General features: G+C 51.4%; 14 protein-coding genes. 6 read left to right on the forward strand and 8 right to left on the reverse strand.

The features are described from left to right. Positions 1-41: 41 nt before the first annotated feature. Genes DW642_RS05335 through DW642_RS05345 form a run of 3 tightly spaced genes read right to left on the reverse strand, consistent with a single transcriptional unit; the run spans position 42 to position 3,922 of the window. Positions 42-1,859 carry an N-acetylmuramoyl-L-alanine amidase gene (locus DW642_RS05335; protein ID WP_022462200.1) on the reverse strand — a complete coding sequence of 606 codons (1,818 nt, stop codon included), beginning with the start codon at positions 1,857-1,859 and terminating at the stop codon, positions 42-44. A 15-nt stretch (positions 1,860-1,874) separates the two neighbouring features. Continuing rightward, positions 1,875-3,059: an iron-containing alcohol dehydrogenase gene (locus DW642_RS05340; RefSeq protein WP_117509611.1), complete on the reverse strand. Its 1,185-nt coding sequence runs from the start codon at positions 3,057-3,059 to the stop codon at positions 1,875-1,877. Between the two features lie 23 nt (positions 3,060-3,082). After that, positions 3,083-3,922 carry a carbon-nitrogen hydrolase family protein gene (locus tag DW642_RS05345; protein WP_117509514.1) on the reverse strand — a complete coding sequence of 280 codons (840 nt, stop codon included), beginning with the start codon at positions 3,920-3,922 and terminating at the stop codon, positions 3,083-3,085. Positions 3,923-4,565: 643 nt separating this feature from the next. Between DW642_RS05345 and DW642_RS05350 the strand changes: the two genes are divergently transcribed. Next, complete coding sequence (locus DW642_RS05350; protein ID WP_117509515.1) at positions 4,566-6,329, forward strand: ABC transporter ATP-binding protein; 1,764 nt, start codon at positions 4,566-4,568, stop codon at positions 6,327-6,329. Between the two features lie 67 nt (positions 6,330-6,396). Beyond that, the gene (locus DW642_RS05355; RefSeq protein ID WP_117509516.1) at positions 6,397-8,181 is read left to right on the forward strand and encodes an ABC transporter ATP-binding protein; all 1,785 of its coding nucleotides are present in this window, start codon (positions 6,397-6,399) and stop codon (positions 8,179-8,181) included. Between the two features lie 2 nt (positions 8,182-8,183). Here DW642_RS05355 and DW642_RS15975 read toward each other — a convergent pair whose 3' ends face one another. Beyond that, entirely contained in the window at positions 8,184-8,537 is a 354-nt protein-coding gene (locus DW642_RS15975) for a hypothetical protein (RefSeq protein WP_173815799.1), read from the reverse strand. Positions 8,538-8,550: 13 nt separating this feature from the next. On the opposite strand from DW642_RS15975, the gene DW642_RS05365 reads away from it, so the two are divergent. Genes DW642_RS05365 through DW642_RS05380 form a run of 4 tightly spaced genes read left to right on the forward strand, consistent with a single transcriptional unit; the run spans position 8,551 to position 11,601 of the window. Then, a complete protein-coding gene (locus tag DW642_RS05365; protein WP_242856691.1) occupies positions 8,551-9,504 on the forward strand; it encodes a metal ABC transporter substrate-binding protein in 954 nt (317 codons plus the stop codon). Next, positions 9,505-10,212: a metal ABC transporter ATP-binding protein gene (locus tag DW642_RS05370; RefSeq protein ID WP_117509517.1), complete on the forward strand. Its 708-nt coding sequence runs from the start codon at positions 9,505-9,507 to the stop codon at positions 10,210-10,212. It begins immediately after the preceding gene. Further along, positions 10,209-11,033 (forward strand): metal ABC transporter permease, encoded by an 825-nt coding sequence (locus tag DW642_RS05375; protein WP_117509518.1) that lies wholly within the window; start codon positions 10,209-10,211, stop codon positions 11,031-11,033. Before DW642_RS05370 ends, DW642_RS05375 begins: the two co-directional genes overlap by 4 nt. A 43-nt stretch (positions 11,034-11,076) precedes the next feature. Next, positions 11,077-11,601, forward strand: coding sequence for a VanZ family protein (locus DW642_RS05380; protein WP_117509519.1), 525 nt, complete (start codon positions 11,077-11,079; stop codon positions 11,599-11,601). A gap of 97 nt (positions 11,602-11,698) precedes the next feature. On the opposite strand, the gene DW642_RS05385 is transcribed toward DW642_RS05380, so the two are convergent. The 4 genes from DW642_RS05385 to DW642_RS05400 all read right to left on the reverse strand — a co-directional run bounded on the left by DW642_RS05385 (position 11,699) and on the right by DW642_RS05400 (position 15,211). Then, on the reverse strand, positions 11,699-12,409 hold the full coding sequence (locus DW642_RS05385; RefSeq protein ID WP_022462190.1) for a peptidoglycan recognition protein family protein: 711 nt from the start codon (positions 12,407-12,409) through the stop codon (positions 11,699-11,701). A 101-nt stretch (positions 12,410-12,510) separates the two neighbouring features. Next, entirely contained in the window at positions 12,511-13,968 is a 1,458-nt protein-coding gene (guaB, locus tag DW642_RS05390) for an IMP dehydrogenase (protein ID WP_117509520.1), read from the reverse strand. Positions 13,969-14,037: 69 nt separating this feature from the next. Then, positions 14,038-14,547 carry a DUF6106 family protein gene (locus tag DW642_RS05395; RefSeq protein WP_055227377.1) on the reverse strand — a complete coding sequence of 170 codons (510 nt, stop codon included), beginning with the start codon at positions 14,545-14,547 and terminating at the stop codon, positions 14,038-14,040. Then, complete coding sequence (locus DW642_RS05400; RefSeq protein ID WP_117509521.1) at positions 14,540-15,211, reverse strand: hypothetical protein; 672 nt, start codon at positions 15,209-15,211, stop codon at positions 14,540-14,542. The genes DW642_RS05395 and DW642_RS05400 overlap by 8 nt, the downstream gene beginning before the upstream one ends. Between the last annotated feature and the right edge of the window lie 151 nt (positions 15,212-15,362).

The following is a 15,362-nucleotide window of genomic DNA, read 5'->3' on the forward strand; positions in this document are numbered from 1 at the left end:
CATACAAAAAGGACCCGCCCATTTCAGGCAGGTCCCTTTGTTTATTCGTAATATGCGTCGATTCCGTCCGCAATTCCCTGTGCCATCTTGTTTCGGTAATCCTCGGTTGCCATCAAACGGTCCTCGGAAGGATTGCTCATGAAGCCAAGCTCAATGATCGTGACCGGAATGGTACTCCAGTTGATGCCGCTCATGGAATCGGTGTAAATCACATCGCGGTTCTTCGCACCGGTGTCTTTGCAGAATGCTGCGATCATCTTCTGGGAGAGCTTCTGGCTCTTGCTGACCACATCACCGGAAAGATACGTATTTCTGCTGCTCGGTGCCATCGTGAGTGCTCCGTAAACCGACTGGTTCGAATCTCCGTTCGCGTGTACACGCACGAGAATGTCTGCTCCGTTCTGCACGGCAAGTTTTGCACGCTCGGAGTTGCTGATATTGACGTCGTGCGTCTCGCGGATCATGTAAACATCGTAGCCGCGCTCCTCAAGGATATCGCGTACCTTTAAAGATACCGCAAGGTTCAGCTCATACTCATTGATGCCGGTTGCCACACCGCATGTTCCGGAAGCAACCTTCGCCTTATAGGTCGATGATCCCGGTCCGATCGGCTCTTTCTCGCTGTTTCCTCTTCTCTGGTGTCCTGCGTCGATTGCCACGCAGATATTTTTGCTGTTCCGGCGGACACCGTTTTTATCAACGTAATAGCCGTCGATGTAGGTATCCTTATAGATGCCGCCCCAGCTTCGGAAGTAATACGTTTTTCCGTCCACTTCCTGCCAGCCGTTCTTGTAAATACCGCCCCAGCTCCGGAAGTAATACGTTGCGCCTTTGATCGTTACCCATTGGCTCTTATACATGCCGCCCCAGCTCTGCAGGTAATACCAGTTATTATCATACCACAGCCATTCACTGTGCATCATTTTGCCGTCCTGCCTCAGATAATACCAGTTCTTGTCATACAGCAGCCAGCCTTCCCCTTTTGGGGTTCCGTTGCTGTCCATGTAATACCAGTCACTGCCCTTGGCCGCCCAGGCGTTCACGCGCATGCCGCCCCAGCTTTCAAAGTAATAATCAACGCCGTCAATCGTCTGCCAGCCGGTACTCATCACACCGTCTGCGTCTACATGGTACGTTCTTTTATCATGCACAAACCACTGATTCGTTCTGAGGCTTCCGTCCTCATTCAGATAGTACCATGTTCCGCCGACTTTTTTCCAGCCCTGGAATCCGGCTCCGCCCCAGCTCTCGAAGTAGTAGAGCGTTCCGTCAATCTTCTGCAGTCCGGTGCTCATCACACCGTTTTCATCTACATGGTATGTTCTCTTGTCGTGAACGAACCATTCATTCGTTTTGACGCTTCCGTCCTCGTTCAGATAGTACCATGCCCCGCCGACTTTTTTCCAGCCCTGGAATCCGGCTCCGCCCCAGCTCTCAAAATAATAGAGCTTTCCGTTGACCATCGAAAGACCCGTGCACATGATTTCGTCTGCATTCAGATAATATCTCCGGTTCAGATGGGTGATCCACTCGCTGGCGGCCATCGTGCCGTCCTCTTTTCTGTATTTCCAGCTTCCGTCCTCCTGTTTCACCCAGCCGGCAGGAAGTTTCTCTTCCGGCTCCTGTTCGTTGTCCTCACCTGGAATCGTAACAGCCGGCGTCTCGTTTTCCGAAGTACCGCTCTGCTCCTGCGCTGCCGCTTCCTCATCCGAATTCTGCTCGGAACTTTCCGTCTCATCCTGCTGCCAGGTTACGGCCGTGCCGTCATTTTCTGCTGCGCTTACCCTTGCCGGAAGCGCCCAGCCTCCCGCCGCAACGGCCGCTGCGATCAGCAGTGCTGCGATTTTCTTTTTTGCCATCTGGTTTTCCTCCTTTTATCGCGCCATCTGGTAAATCTCATATACTTCCTGTGCGCCCAGCTTGCGGATGCGGGACAGTTTTACAGTGTCCTGCTGTGTTGCATCCATGGAAAGGGCACGCAGATCCTCATCCGACGGGTTCGGGATATCAAGCTCATGCAGGGAGGTCGGCATGCCGAGCGAATGGAAGAACGCTACTGTGCGCTCAATGCCTTCCGTTGCCCGTTTGTGATCGCTTCCCTCTGTGATGCCCCAGACTTTTTCTGCAAACCGTGCAAACCGCCAGAGAACCGTCTCCTCATCGTACTGGTATTTCGCCCAGGCACCCCAGACTGCCGCCAGGGATGCGCCGTGTGCTACATCGTATTTTGCACTTAACGCATGGCCGAATTTATGTACCGAAAAATCTTTGCCGCGTCCGCACTCCGTCAGTCCATTGTGTGACAGGCTTCCGCACCACATGATTTCCGCCATCGCATTGTAATCGGATGGGTTTTCCAGAACCTTCGGTCCGTTTTTGATTACGGTACGGAGGAGTCCCTCTGCGATCTCGTCCGTCATCTCGCACTGGCTCTCCGGAATGAAATAGCGCTCCATCGTGTGCATCATGATGTCGGTTACGCCGCAGGCAATCTGGTATTTCGGCAGGGTTGCTGCCAGCTCCGGATTCATGATGGCAAATTTGCAGCGGTTGAACGGCGTGTTGATGCCGGCCTTTTTGCCGATTGCCTCGTTTGTCAGAACGGCTGAATCGCTCATCTCGCTTCCGGCTGCCGGTATCGTCAGAACCGCTCCTACCGGGAGAGATTTTGTCAGCGGTACTTTTTTCGTCCAGATATCCCAGAGTGCCTCCGCCGGATTTGCAGCTCCATGCGCAACGGCTTTTGCGGTGTCAATCGAGCTTCCGCCGCCGACGGCAAGAATAAAGTCTGCCTGCATTTCCACTGCTTTTTTCACACCCTCCTCGGCAAGGGCAAGTCTCGGGTTTGGTTTTACGCCGCCAAGCTCTTCAAAGGCAAGGCCCTCTTTTGCAAGAGATGCTTCCACTCGTTCCAGAAGACCGCTCCGTTTTGCACTTCCGCCTCCGTAAACGACGAGCACCTTTGTGCCGCCCCATTTCTTTACCTCAGCGCCTGCCTGGTTTTCGGTCTCTTTTCCGAACACGACTTCCGTCGGGGTATACTGTATAAACTGATCCATCTTCTTATTTCCTCCCTGCATTTTTATTCTTCATAAATCCGTACGTTTCCCGAGCTTACACGGTAAAGATCGTCTCTCCTGTTTTCCAGAGACGGGATTTCATTTCTTGTCCGCTCCAGCACTTCCGGATCCAGCTCTGCGATGAGTACCTGCGGGGTATCATCTGCCTCCGCAAGAATTTCGCCGTCCGGCGCAATGATCATGGAATGGCCGTACGCCTCAAACCGCGCTTTCTGGCCGCACTGGTTGGCGGCGAGCACGTAGCATCCGTTTTCAATGGCGCGCGTGCGCAGCAGTGCTTCCCAGTGGCGCTCTCCCGTTGCTTTCGTAAAATCCGCCGCTATCAGAAATGCATCTGCTCCGGAGGATGCCATCAGCCGGTACTGTTCCGGAAAGCGGATATCGTAGCAGATGCTCATGCCGAACAGGCCAAGCGCCGTGTCCGCAAGAACAATTTCATTTCCCGGGCAGATCTCGTGTGATTCTTCGTAGGAGACACTGCCCGGAATATTTACATCAAACATATGTATTTTGCTGTATTCTGCAATCGTTTCTCCATCTGGTCCGAACAGAAACGACGTGTTGGACGGACGCCCCGGATGGCGCCGTACCGTCATGCTGCCGCAGTGCAGATAGACACCGTACCGTTTGGCAAGGCTGGAAAACCGGCGGCTGACGTAGCCCGGCACTGCACTTGCGTGCCCCGGCATGTCTGCTCCCGTGTATTCTGCGGTCTCCGGGAAAAGAATCAGCTTCGCTCCCTGTTCCGCCGCCTCCTGCACATACTGCTCGGCCATGCGCATATTTTCATTCATATCCGGCCCAGAATCCATCTGCACCAGGCCTGCAATTATTTTTTCCATCTTTTTGTCCCCTCGTTTCACATGTTAGCTTGTGATTTTTCCGCTTATACTCTCGTTTATTATATCGCATATTCCCCGAAACAGCTACCCAAATTCGCAATTTTCATACCTTTTGCAGCTTTTATTTTTTAATTTTTGAAAATAACAATTGACAAATCTGGAAAACAGGAGTAGCTTAGAACCATAAGCTGTCGTGTTCGATCAGATGCGGCAGAAAAAATCATGAAAGGAGAACACCACTTATGATCAATCTTATTTATGCATCCAGCGTAAAACAGAATAAACTTCGTATGGCGATCAAACCAGGTGGCTGCCCTTCTTTCGAAATTCTTTGTAAGCATTAACTCTGCATAACAAATCTCTATGCATTCTTTATGCCTGCTATTTCGCACAGAAGGCGCGGTACGTCGATACTGCGGCTTTTTTTATTGCTATAAACAGTACGAAACCGTTCTTTCCGGCTTCGCTCCGTTTCCGGCAGGCAGATTCCGCGGTCTTCTTACCGCATCGATTCCCTTCTTTTATATACAAACGCAGCCTTCGCTTTCGTTTCCCGTTGTTCCGTTCCCACACTTACGGAGCTTTTGAAAGCCTATGTTCTGCCAGACACCCAAACGACATCAATGAGGAGGTTTTAACATTCATGAAGAAAAATCCAATCGGTAAGTACCTGCTCCAGAACTGGTACTACTACGTTTTCGCTTTTGGTTCCATGGCCTTAAGTGTCTTTCTCGATATGCTCGCGCCGCTTGTCACGCTGCACATCGTGGATGACGTGCTGGTCAGTCACAAAATGGAACTGCTCTGGAAATACCTTGCCGCCTTTCTTCTGATCGGTGCCGCAAAAGCCCTGTTTCAGTACATCAAAGAATTTTTATTCGATGTCAGCAGCGTCCGCGTCGCCAGCCAGATGAGGGACAACCTGTTCCGCCACGTCCAGCGGCTTTCGGTGGAATACTTTGACAAAAACAATACCGGCGAACTCCTCGCCCGCGTGCGCGATGACGTCGACCGGATCTGGGATATCCTCGGCTTTGCCGGCATGCTGATCTTAGAAGGCCTGATCTGTATCATGATGGCAATGGTCAGTATGGTCAAACTGGATCTGCCGCTGACACTCGTCTCCGTGGCGATCCTCCCTTTCGTCGCAGGCATCGCAATCCGCCTCGAAAAAGAACTCGACCGTGTCTACGATGCGATCAGCGAGGAAAACGCCGTCATGAATACCGTTGCACAGGAAAATCTCGCCGGTGTCCGCACCGTCAAATCCTTTGCACGGGAACCGTATGAGATCAAAAAATTCCGGAAACACAATCAGAAATACTGCGATCTCAACATGGATCAGGCGCGCGTCCTGATGAAATACGATCCCGCCATCTCGTTTCTTACGAAGCTGATGCGCGTGCTCGTCCTTCTCGCGGGCGGCTACGGTGTCATCCACGGACGCATTACGCTCGGTGTTTTAACGGCCTTTATGGAGTACACCTCCAAGATCACCTGGCCGATCGAAAACGTCGGCTGGCTCGGCAACTGCTTCGCTTCTGCGATTGCTTCCAACAAGAAGCTGAACAAAATTCTCGCAGAGGAGCCGCAGATCGCAGAACCGGAAAATCCGGTGGAGCTTTCAAAACTTCCGGGTGACCTGGAATTCCATCACGTCGATTTCTCCCTGCATGACACACCGATTCTGCAGGATATCGACTTTACCTTAAAGCAGGGCCACACACTCGGCATCATGGGTATGACGGGTTCCGGAAAAACAACCATCGTCAATCTGCTCGAGCGTTTTTACGATGTCACCAACGGTTACATCTGTCTCGACGGCCACGATATCCGCACCCTGCCGCTGCGCACCGTGCGCGATACTTCTTCCGTCGTCATGCAGGACGTCTTCCTGTTCTCAGATACCATTTCTGAGAATGTCCGCCTCGGCAGCCGCAGCACGATGAAATCCGAGGAGGTACATAACGCCGTCTCCGCTGCATGTGCTTCCGAGTTCGTCGACCATCTTTCGGATCAGTACGAAACCGTCATCGGCGAACGCGGCATGGGACTTTCCGGCGGTCAGAAGCAGCGTCTTTCCATCGCACGCGCCCTGGCAAAACAGGCTCCGATCCTCGTACTGGATGATTCCACCTCGGCGCTCGATATGGAGACCGAATACGAAATCCAGAGCCATCTCGCCGAGAAAAAAGATGTTTCCAAGATCATCATTGCCCACCGCATTTCTTCGGTGCAGAATGCCGATGAGATCCTGTATCTCGATCACGGACGCATCGCCGAGCGCGGCACGCATGAGAGTCTGATGGCACAGAAAGGCCTGTACTACTCCACCTGGGAGGCTCAGTACGGTGATTACCATAAAGCAAAGGCAGCCCTCGAGCAGGCACTTCCTGCCAATGCTTAATTCAATTTAATCTATTACCCGACAACTTCTGTATTTACTTACCCGTTAAGAGAGGAACAATACGATTATGGCTATCAATTCCAGTAAAGTAGATGAAGAGCAGAAAGAGGTCTTAAAGAGCGCGACCATCCGCCGCCTCTTCTCCTACTTAAAAAATTATAAACGCCAGGTTGCCGTCGTTCTCGTGGTTCTCGCCGTTACCATCGCGATTTCCACTGTGAACCCGCTGCTCCTGGAGTACGCCATCGACGTCAATATTGCGCAGAAAGACTGGCGTGGGCTTGTTGCCCTCTGCGTATTCATGGTTGTGATCAACCTGGTTTACGCGGCCGGTGTCCGCCTGCGGATGCTTCTGATGGCGCGCATTACCAACAACATTCTTCTGGAAATCCGTGACGAGCTCTACACGCATATCCAGACCTTAAGCTTCAGCTTTTTCGATACCCGCCCGGCCGGAAAGATCCTGGCGCGCATCATCGGCGATGTCAACTCGTTAAAGGATGTGCTGAACGACGGTGTCACAAAGCTGATTCCAAACATTCTCACGATCATCGCCATTCTGGTGATCATGATGATCAAAAACATCTGGCTCTCCTTAAGTGCGATTCTCGTGCTGCCGCTGATCGCTATCGGCATGTATTTTATTCAGATCGTCGCACACAAGAGATGGCAGACGTTCCGAAAAAAATCTTCCAATGTTACGGCGTATATCCACGAGGACTTCTCCGGTATCCGCATCATCAAGAGCTTTACCGCAGAGCAGGAATCGCAGGGCGAGTTTGACCGGCTTCTTCTTGAGCATCAGAACTCCTTCATCCATGCGGTCCGCCTGGCGGATGGTTTTTCCGCTGTGATCGAAGTGACATGGGGCATCGGAACGTTTCTTCTGTATTTTATCGGTATTTCCGTACTCGGCGTGGATGCCGTTCCGATCGGTACGTTCACGGCGTTTGCGATGTATCTGACGATGTTCTGGGATCCGATCCAGAACCTGGCCGGTTTTTACAACAAGCTGATCACGAACCTTTCCGCTGCGGAGCGAATCTTTGAGATCCTCGACACACCGGCGGAGGTTGCCGACAAGCCTGGCGTCACAGAACTGCCGCCGATCAAAGGAGAAGTAACGTTCGACCACGTCAGCTTTGCCTACTCCGATGATCCGGACACGCTGGTTTTAAAGGATGTCAGCTTTACAGCGGCTCCCGGTGAGACGATCGCACTCGTCGGCCCGACCGGCGCTGGAAAGACGACCATTGTCAATCTGATCAGCCGTTTCTACAATATTACTTCTGGAACGGTCCGCGTCGACGGCTACAGCCTGACGGATGTCTCCATCAACAGCCTGCGTGCCCAGATGGGCGTTATGACCCAGGACAACTTTCTCTTCTCCGGCACGATTCGCGACAACATTGCGTATGGAAAGCTCGATGCCACGGAGGAAGAAATCATTGCCGCCGCAAAGGCCGTGCATGCCCATGACTTTATCATAGAACTGCCGGACGGCTACGACACCGAGATCAGCGAGCGCGGTGCCCGTCTTTCCAACGGCCAGCGCCAGCTTCTCGCCTTTGCCAGAACGATGGTGTCCGATCCGCGGATTCTGATTCTCGACGAGGCGACGTCCAGCATCGACACACAGACAGAAATTCAGGTGCAGCAGGGAATCGAAAGCCTGTTGAAGGGCCGTACCTCGTTCATCATTGCGCACCGTCTTTCTACTATTAAAAATGCGGACCGGATTTTCGTGATCGACCACGGAAAGATTTTCGAGCAGGGAACCCACGACGAACTGATGGCAAAACAGGGCGCGTACTACCAGCTCTACCAGGCACAGTTCCGCAGGGTATCCTAAAATCAAGAAATTTTCTCAAAACTGCCTTTCTTTTTTACAGGGAAAGGCAGTTTTTTTCCCTCTTTTCTATAACTGGTTTTCCTTTCCTTGACAAATGAATCCTCCCTGCTATATGATGATAACTGATCTTTTTTCGGGGACATTTGTTCCCGTCTGCCGCTTCCCACTCCTGCGGCATTTGTCACGAAACAGTCTGATACGGAGCTTTTTCGAATGCCTCCGTGTTTTCTTTCAGAAAGGAGTATCATGACATTTTTTTCAAAAAAAACGTTACGCCTTCTCCTCCTTCCTGCCCTCCTTCTTCTGACGGGCTGTGCGGGATCCTCAAAAGAGACGGCGGATTCCCAGGAGAACACGAAACTCTCCGCCGTGGCTACGATTTTTCCGCAGTATGATTTTCTGCGCGCCATCGGCGGCGATCATCTCGATCTCCACATGCTGCTTTCCCCGGGTGCGGAAAGTCACTCGTTTGAACCGACACCGGGCGATATGATTACGGTTTCCGAATGTGATCTCTTCGTCTACGTCGGCGGCGATTCCGATGCCTGGGTCGAGACAATCCTTGATTCTGTCGATACCTCGAACAAAGAGGTAGTGACGCTGATGGACTGCGTTGACACCGTTGCCGAGGAAACCGTCGAGGGAATGGAGACCCACGGCCACGCACACGATCATGAAGACGAGGATGCGCACGACCATGAGGACGAAGATGCAGATCACGAGGATGTACACGACCATGAGGACGAGGATACACACGACGAATCTTCCCATGATCATGCGCACGAATCCCACGGCGAACAGGACGAGCACGTCTGGACCTCGCCGAAAAATGCGATGCGGATTGTCCAGAAACTCTGCGATTCCCTCTGCCGCCTCGACCCGGAGCATGCGGATGAATACCAGGCAAACACCGCCTCGTATCTTGCTTCGCTTGCCTCCCTCGATGAGGAATTTTCCGATGTCACCGCAATTGCAAGCCGCCATACCATTGTTTTCGGCGACCGTTTCCCGTTCCGCTACTTTGCGGACACCTACGGCCTCGACTACTACGCGGCGTTTCCCGGCTGCTCCTCGGAATCCGAGGCAAGTGCCAAAACCCTTTCTTTTTTAATTGATAAAATCAAGGAAGAACAGATTCCCGTCGTTTTCCACACCGAGCTGTCCAATGAACAAATGACGGACTCCATCTGTGAGGCGACCGGCGCGAAAAAGCTGCTGCTTCATTCCTGTCACAATGTATCCAAAGATGATTTCGAAAGCGGCGCTACGTATCTCTCCCTCATGGAACAGAACGTTTCCGCATTAAAGGAGGCTTTAAACTAAATGGCTCTACTTACCTGCAGTGATGTCACCTTCTCCTACGAGGGCATCCCGGTCCTGACCGATGTCAACTTTGCCCTGGAAGCCGGCTCCTACCTCTGTATTGTGGGCGAGAACGGTTCCGGAAAAAGTACTCTGATCAAGGGACTGCTTCACTTAAAAAATCCGTCCACCGGCTCGATCACAACCGGCGACGGGCTTCATCCAAGCGAGATCGGCTATCTGCCGCAGCAGACCGCCGCACAAAAGGATTTCCCGGCGAGCGTCTGGGAAGTCGTGCTGTCCGGCCGGCAGAACCACCCGCATTTCCCGCCGTTTTACACAAAGGCAGACAAAGAGGACGCGCTCCGCAATATGGAGCTTCTCGACCTCCTTTCATTAAAGAAACGGTGCTACCGTGATCTCTCCGGCGGCCAGCAGCAGCGTGTGCTTCTCGCTCGTGCGCTTTGCGCCACAAAGAAACTGCTGCTCCTCGACGAGCCGGTCACTGGCCTTGACCCGGTCATGACAAACGAAATGTACCAGCTCATCCGCCGCATCAACCGCGAGCAGAACGTTACGATCATCATGGTTTCCCACGATATCCGCAATATTCTGCCGGACGCAACGCACATTCTCCAGCTCGACCAGAAGCAGGTCTTCTTCGGTCCGACGGACGAGTATCTGAAAACCGAGGCTGGAAAACAGTTTTTAGGAGGTGCCGACTTATGATTTCGAATCTGCTGAAAATGCTTTCTTATCCGTTTATGCAGCGTGCCCTTGTGGTCGGCATTCTCGTCTCTTTGTGTGCCGCACTGCTTGGCGTCAGCCTCGTGTTAAAGCGCTACTCCATGATCGGCGACGGCCTCTCCCATGTCGGATTCGGCTCTCTTGCAATTGCAACGGCACTCGGTTTTGCTCCGCTTGCCTTCACAATCCCTGTCGTCGTGCTTGCCGCCTTTCTGCTGCTCCGCATGAACGAATCCAGCAAGATCAAAGGCGACGCCGCCATCGGCCTGATTTCAAGCTCTGCGCTTGCGATCGGTGTCATCACGGTTTCGTGGTCGAGCGGCATGAACACCGATGTCAACAACTACATGTTCGGAAGCATCCTTGCGATGAGTGATGAGGACGTCGTTCTCTCCGTGGTGCTCTCCATCGTCGTGCTGCTCCTGTTCGTTCTGTACTACAACCGCATTTTTGCTGTCACCTTCGATGAAACATTTGCCAGAGCAACCGGTGTCCGCGCAGAGCTTTACAACATGCTGCTGGCATTCTTAACCGCCATCACCACCGTCCTCGGCATGCGCATGATGGGCGCACTTCTGATCTCCAGCCTGCTGATTTTCCCGGCACTGACCTCGATGCGTCTCTGCCATACCTTCCAGAGCGTGGTGATCTGCTCTGCGGTTCTCTCGGTGGTGTGCTTCCTTCTTGGCATGTCCCTCTCGTTTTTCCTGTCCTCCCCTGCCGGAGCGACGGTCGTAATCGTGAACCTGCTGGCATTCCTGATCTTTTCTGCGATTGCCGGAATCCGCGAGCATACCGCATAAAAAGTTTCCGATCTGACCTGCTTTGTTTTACTGGAGGTATTTTATGAATCGAATTGTAATTGCACTGTTAAAACCGTTTTCCTTCATCCCGGCGATTCTGATGATGTCGCTGATTTTCTCCTTCTCTTCCCAGAACGGAACGGAATCCTCACAGCTCAGTGAAAAAGTGGCGCGCGGCATTTTCATCACGATCGACCACGTCATGGACCGCGGATGGGATGATGAGAAGATCCAGGAACTGGCTGACGAGTATCAGTACCCGGTACGGAAGCTGGCTCATATGACAGAGTACTGTCTGCTTGCAATCTGTGTTTCGCTTCCGCTCTACGTCTACGGCCTGCGCGGCTTCGCGCTCACATTTCTTGCCGGCATCCTCTGTGTCGCCTTTGCCGCGAGCGATGAGTTCCACCAGACGATGGTCGCCAACCGCGGCCCGTCGGTAAAGGACGTCGGCATCGACAGCATCGGCGTTCTCTTCGGCATCACGTTTGTACGGCTGTTCTGCTGGATTGCACTCGGCGGAAATACGAAAAAAAGAAAGCGGCGCAGACGGCGTTACTATTACTAAAAATATTGGATAACAGAAAAATCCCCGTTGGAAAAATCATTTCTCCTGAAACTGATTTTCCCAACGGGGATTTTTTCATTTTTCTTAAAAACAGCTCTTAGGAAAGTGAATCCGCATACGCCTGAATATCTGCCTTCATCTGAATCCAGGCATCCTCATGCTCCACGTAGTACAGAGGGCAGAGCTTTTCGGTTACATCATAGTGACGGATCACATCGTCCGAAGTCAGATTGAACCGCTTGCATAAGAAACCGGCGAGCTGGACCACAGAATTGTATGTCTCATCGGTAAATTCACCGCTGTCATCCGGGTGGCAGCATTCAATCGAGATCGTATCGAAATTACGCTGGTTCGATGCATACGACCATTCACTCGTCGGGATACACTGAACGACTTCTCCCTCGATGCCGACGACGAAATGGCTGCTGGCCTGCGCCTCCTGCGTCTCAGGCAGGTTTTCAAAGTAATCACGGTTCTGCATCGCCGTGCTTCCCGGGTTTGCGGTGTAGTGAATAACGATACCGTCCACCTTTTTCAGCCTCGTCTGCGGTCTGGACCAGCTGTTCGGCGTCAGAAGCTCCACATCAATCGGCGGAGCGCCGGTCCAGTCGGTGATATCGTTGTCCTCATAATCAGAACCGGAATAGTCAACGGCCGTGATATCACTTGCCGTTTTTGCCACACGGCGGATGCCGCTGTAAATGCCGACGCAGATCAGCACCACCAGAACTCCCGTCAGAAACATTCTGCGGTGAAGCTGGCGCTGCCTCTGTTTTCTTGTCATTTTTCCCCGTCTCTTCTGTGCCATATGTTCTCTCCCCGCTGCAAATAAGCGCTCCCTCATTTGAAAAGGCAGAAGCTGAAAAGTTTCTGCCCTTTCCCCCTTCTGCCTTTTGCGACTTTTTATTCTTATTTATCGTCCACGCTGTAGTTCGGAGCCTCTTTGGTGATGTGAATATCATGCGGATGGGACTCTTTTAAGGATGCTGCGGAAATCTTCACAAATTTTCCGGTCTCCTTTAAGGTCTCAACATCTTTCGCTCCGCAGTAGCCCATACCGGAACGAAGTCCGCCGATCAGCTGGAATACAGTGTCCTCTACGAGGCCTTTGTATGCTACACGACCTTCCACACCTTCCGGAACCAGTTTCTTGGCGCCGGTCTGGAAGTAACGGTCTTTACTTCCGTTCTCCATGGCTGCGATGGATCCCATTCCACGGTATACTTTGTATTTTCTTCCCTGGAACAGTTCGAAATCTCCCGGGCTCTCATCGCATCCTGCGAAGATGCTTCCCATCATGCAGACATTGGCACCGGCTGCGATAGCCTTTGTCATGTCTCCGGAGTACTTGATACCGCCGTCGGCGATGATCGGAGTTCCGGTCTTCTTTGCTTCCTCATAGCAGTCCATAACGGCTGTGACCTGCGGTACACCGATACCTGCAACGACACGGGTCGTACAGATAGAACCAGGTCCGATACCGACTTTAACAGCGTCTGCTCCGGCTGCGATCAGGTCTCTTGTTGCCTCTGCGGTTGCCACGTTTCCGGCGATTACCTGCAGATCCGGATAATGCTCTTTGATGAGACGAAGTGTTTTGAAGATATTTGCGGAATGTCCGTGAGCGGAGTCGATGACGATCACGTCTACGTGTGCTTTTACCAGCGCATCGACACGATCGAGCACGTTTGCCGTGATGCCGACTGCGGCACCGCAGAGCAGACGTCCCTGCTCATCCTTGGCGGACAATGGGTACTTGATGGTTTTCTCGATATCTTTGATGGTGATCAGACCTTTGAGGTTGAAATCGTCATCGACAATCGGAAGTTTTTCTTTTCTGGATTTTGCAAGGATTGCTTTTGCCTCGTCCAGCGTAACGCCTACTTTTGCAGTGATCAGGTTTTCGCTGGTCATGGACTCTTTGATTTTCTTGGTGAAATCAGTTTCAAACTTCAGATCACGGTTTGTAATAATACCAACCAGTTTTCCGTTCTCGGTAATCGGGACACCGGAAATACGGAATTTTGCCATCAGATTATTGGCATCTTCCAGGGTGTGCTCCGGAGACAGATAGAACGGATCGGTGATAACACCGTTCTCAGAACGTTTTACTTTGTCTACTTCTTCTGCCTGCTGCTCAATCGACATATTCTTGTGAATAATACCGATTCCTCCCTGACGTGCCATGGCAATTGCCATACGGTGTTCTGTAACCGTATCCATGCCGGCGCTCATCATCGGGATGTTCAGCTTGATCTTCTTGGTCAGATGCGTAGTCAGATCTACCATGTTTGGGGTTACTTCAGAATACTGCGGAACCAGAAGCACATCATCGAAGGTAATACCATCACCAATAATTGTACCCATTTTCATTTCTTCCTTTCTTCTTAAGTCTTTTTGATTTATCACCTAATTTAACATAAAACAAAAAAGCTGTCAATCCATAAATACTTTTCTTGGTGCACGGTTGCGGATATCTTTTAACATCACTTCGTCCGGCTCGAAGATCACCATCTGCATGGCATTGTCCTTGGAGATGACGAATGCGTACGGTTTGTGGCCCTGTCCTTCGATGCCGGAGGAATAGTTGTAACGTTTGATACTCTGGTTGTTTTTGTAGGAATCAAGCTGATGGGACTGGTACGGAGCCAGGATTTCCATGTTGGAAAGCTCATAGCTTGCGGCTCTTTTTCTTCTTGACTGCGAATAGATACGGTCGATATCGAGCTCGCCGTTGACGTACAGATACTCAAACTCTACCGAAAGCTTCGGGATAAAAATATAGTCTACGATTCCAAGTACCAGCGCAAGAAGCAGAATCAGCGGATTCATCATAATTCCTGCGGCTGCAAAAAGAACGGTAAAGAAGATCAGAACTCCTTTGATCGCCTTGTCTTTTCCTGTCTGCTGTTTTTTCACCAGCACTTCTGTGTACAGATCACTCATTTACTCCATCCTCCTCAAGATATTCGATCAGTTTTGCTGCATTGTCCGCGTTCTTTGTATTGACCAACACGGTCAGATAACACGGCTCATAGTACGTAAGGCCCATATCCTGGTACTTTTTCAATTTGGAAATGTCGAGGCAGGTATCTCCCGCCTTTATCCCGTACTTCTCACACGTCGCTTCGTCAAACAGTGTGGACAGATCCAGAAAATAATCGTCTTTGCTGTAGTTGTCGTACACGGCCTGTGAACAGATCAGAACATCCATGCTCTGTGCGGCAATCACGGCTGTGAATTTCATCAGCGTGTTGTAATCCGCGTTTTCCAGGTTTTCACCGAAGCTGTAGCTTGTATCGATGCTTACCTTTTCGTACTTATCTCCGGTTCCGAGCGCTTCTTTTAGGTCCTCCTCGATCGGACTTACATCCTGCAGTCCTGCGTAATCCACTACGGCAATGCTCACGAGGTCATAATACTTCGCATTTTCATGGATATTCACAATCGTGCCGATGATGAAGATAACAGCGATGATGCCGAAAATGACAGCCTTGTAGTATTCCCAGATATAGGCCAGTTTCTCTTTAAAATTCATTTTCGACAGCTTCTCTTTTTCGAGCTGCATCTTCTCCTTCCTTGTCATGTCGGATTCATAACGACTTGCCATGTGTGTTTCTTCTCCTTTGTTGTATTTCCCCCAACATCCTACAAATCAGTATAGCATAAAACGCCGGAAGCGTCCATATACGCCGCCCGGCGAAAGCATGAAAACTTTCTGAAATTTTTTGTAACGATTCAGGGCCATGCGAAATGGAAGA

This window comes from Blautia sp. AM23-13AC (assembly GCF_003435675.1).
GTDB lineage: Bacteria > Bacillota > Clostridia > Lachnospirales > Lachnospiraceae > Fusicatenibacter > Fusicatenibacter saccharivorans.

Bases quoted from the DNA above. Each gene is read 5' to 3' on its own strand.
- DW642_RS05380 (WP_117509519.1), top strand. From the start codon at position 11,077: ATGAATCGAATTGTAATTGCACTGTTAAAACCGTTTTCCTTCATCCCG.
- DW642_RS05385 (WP_022462190.1), bottom strand. From the start codon at position 12,409: ATGGCACAGAAGAGACGGGGAAAAATGACAAGAAAACAGAGGCAGCGC.
- guaB (WP_117509520.1), bottom strand. From the start codon at position 13,968: ATGGGTACAATTATTGGTGATGGTATTACCTTCGATGATGTGCTTCTG.
- DW642_RS05345 (WP_117509514.1), bottom strand. From the start codon at position 3,922: ATGGAAAAAATAATTGCAGGCCTGGTGCAGATGGATTCTGGGCCGGAT.
- DW642_RS05340 (WP_117509611.1), bottom strand. From the start codon at position 3,059: ATGGATCAGTTTATACAGTATACCCCGACGGAAGTCGTGTTCGGAAAA.
- DW642_RS05400 (WP_117509521.1), bottom strand. From the start codon at position 15,211: ATGGCAAGTCGTTATGAATCCGACATGACAAGGAAGGAGAAGATGCAG.
- DW642_RS05375 (WP_117509518.1), top strand. From the start codon at position 10,209: ATGATTTCGAATCTGCTGAAAATGCTTTCTTATCCGTTTATGCAGCGT.
- DW642_RS05395 (WP_055227377.1), bottom strand. From the start codon at position 14,547: ATGAGTGATCTGTACACAGAAGTGCTGGTGAAAAAACAGCAGACAGGA.
- DW642_RS05350 (WP_117509515.1), top strand. From the start codon at position 4,566: ATGAAGAAAAATCCAATCGGTAAGTACCTGCTCCAGAACTGGTACTAC.
- DW642_RS05370 (WP_117509517.1), top strand. From the start codon at position 9,505: ATGGCTCTACTTACCTGCAGTGATGTCACCTTCTCCTACGAGGGCATC.
- DW642_RS05335 (WP_022462200.1), bottom strand. From the start codon at position 1,859: ATGGCAAAAAAGAAAATCGCAGCACTGCTGATCGCAGCGGCCGTTGCG.
- DW642_RS05355 (WP_117509516.1), top strand. From the start codon at position 6,397: ATGGCTATCAATTCCAGTAAAGTAGATGAAGAGCAGAAAGAGGTCTTA.